Source organism: Microcoleus sp. LEGE 07076 (genome assembly GCF_015207455.1).
Taxonomy (GTDB): Bacteria; Cyanobacteriota; Cyanobacteriia; order Cyanobacteriales; family Microcoleaceae; genus Microcoleus.
This window is the reverse complement of the sequence record NZ_JADEWV010000421.1, coordinates 1-2,188: the sequence shown is the minus strand read 5'-3', so window position 1 is coordinate 2,188 and position 2,188 is coordinate 1. Positions and strand designations below refer to the sequence as shown.

The 2,188-nt window shown below is 45.4% G+C and carries 2 protein-coding genes; both read left to right on the top strand.

Annotated elements, in window-relative coordinates; translation table 11 throughout:
• On the top strand, positions 1-1,108 hold a 1,108-nt coding region (locus IQ270_RS29865), incomplete at its 5' end, for a CmpA/NrtA family ABC transporter substrate-binding protein (RefSeq protein WP_193976715.1).
• 209 nt (positions 1,109-1,317) lie between these two features.
• Positions 1,318-2,187: a nitrate ABC transporter permease gene (gene ntrB, locus IQ270_RS29860; RefSeq protein ID WP_193976714.1), complete on the top strand. Its 870-nt coding sequence runs from the start codon at positions 1,318-1,320 to the stop codon at positions 2,185-2,187.
• Position 2,188: the final 1 nt, after the last annotated feature.

The following is a 2,188-nucleotide window of genomic DNA, read 5'->3' as shown; positions in this document are numbered from 1 at the left end:
GCCCTTAATCATCGCCCTAGAAAAAGGCTACTTTGCCAAATACGGCATGAAAGACGTGAAAATCACCAAACAAGCTTCTTGGCCGGTGACGCGCGACAATTTAGAACTCGGTTCCGACAAAGGCGGCATCGACGGCGCCCACATTTTATCCCCCATGCCCTATCAAATGGCATTGGGTACAATCACCAAAGGCAATCTGCCGGTGCCAATGTACATTTTGGCTCGTTTAGATGTTAACGGTCAAGGAATTTCCCTCAGCAAAAAATACCTAGATTTAAAAATAGGTACTGACTGCAAACCATTGAAAGCAGCTCTCGGCAGTGAGAAAGTGCCTATGGCTATGACCTTTCCTGGAGGCACGCACGATTTGTGGCTGCGGTATTGGCTAGCAGCCGGTGGCATCAATCCAGATACAGATGTTTCCGTGATTCCCGTACCGCCGCCCCAGATGGTAGCTAACATGAAATCCGGCAGCATGGAAGGCTTTTGCGTAGGCGAACCTTGGAACGCTCAGCTAATTTCTCAAAAGGTAGGATACAGCGCCTTAATCACCGGAGAACTTTGGAAAGACCATCCAGAAAAAGCTTTAGCTATGAGGGGAGATTGGGTTGACAAAAACCCTAAAGCTGCTAAAGCAATTACAATGGCTGTCTTAGAAGCTCAACAGTGGTGCGATAAGGCAGAAAATAAAGAAGAGATGTGTCAAATCATCGGTAAAGATAGATGGTTAAAGGTACCTGTAGCAGATATTGTCGGACGCATGAAGGGAGAAATTGACTACGGCACCGGTCGCGTTGAAGCAGCTAGTCCAGTGGCGATGAAATTCTGGATTGACAATGCTTCGTATCCCTACAAGAGCCACGATGCTTGGTTCATCGCTGAAAATATTCGTTGGGGTTATATGCCCGCAACTACCGACATCAAAGCCATAGTTGATAAAGTTAACCGTGAGGACATTTGGAAAGCAGCGGCGACAGCAATGGGTGTTCCGGCTACCGAAATTCCGACTACAACTTCTCGCGGTGTGGAAACCTTCTTTGATGGCGTGAAATTTGACGCTGATAAGCCAGAAGAATATTTGAAGGCTCTAGTAATCAAGAAAGCATAACCGAAGGCTATGCTCAGTGCTAATGGTTAACCGCAATAAATTAACCATTAGCCACTCAATCGATTCAAGATTTACAGTTTGGGCTTGGGGATTGATAACCATCCGGGAAACTATAAGATTGTTACCAAATCTCAAATTTCAAATTTAAAATTAGGTCAACGCATCTATAAGCAATTATCCATTCACTGCTAATTCCTCACAATAGAAAAATGGCAACAAATCTCTCTGTTTCTAAAAGTAAAAATCCGGTAAATTTCGTGCTGGATTTGGTTCAGAAAAACCGCAGAAAAGTGCTCCGTCCCCTAGTGGCGATCGCAGTTTTGCTGACAATTTGGCAAATCCTTTGTCACGGTGAGGGTTCATCCTTGCCCGGCCCGATTAGAGTAGTCCAAGAAACCTGGAATTTGATTATCGATCCCTTCTTCGACAACGGTGGCATCGACAAAGGTTTATTTTGGCAACTTTTGGCTAGCTTGCAGCGGGTGGCGATCGGCTTTACTCTCTCAGCAATTCTCGGAATTAGTTTGGGAATATTGATCGGCACAAACACCTTAATGTACGATGCTTTAGACCCGCTGTTTCAAGTATTCAGAACTATCCCGCCTCTAGCTTGGCTGCCGATCGCTCTGGCCGTATTTCAACAGTTCAATCCCTTTGAAGGCATGGGGGTAAAAACTAACGAAGTTGCAGCTCTTTTTGTAATCTTAGCTACCGCAATTTGGCCGATTATCATTAACACTACAGTAGGCGTTCAACAAATACCCCAAGACTACAGAAACGTAGCCCGCGTATTGCGCCTCCCCAATCAAAAATACTTCTGGAAAATCCTGATTCCTTCTTCAGTTCCTTACATCTTCACAGGCTTGAGAATTGGCATCGGTTTGTCTTGGTTGGCGATCGTCGCTGCGGAAATGTTAGTCGGCGGTGTCGGTATCGGTTTCTTCATCTGGGACGCTTACAACAGTTCTAGACTCAGCTCCGTGATTCTGGCAGTGCTTTATGTAGGAATTGTTGGCTTGCTGCTAGATAGAATCGTTGGTTTCATCGGCTCCAAAGTGGTTCCCGAAGAAAGCAAATAGG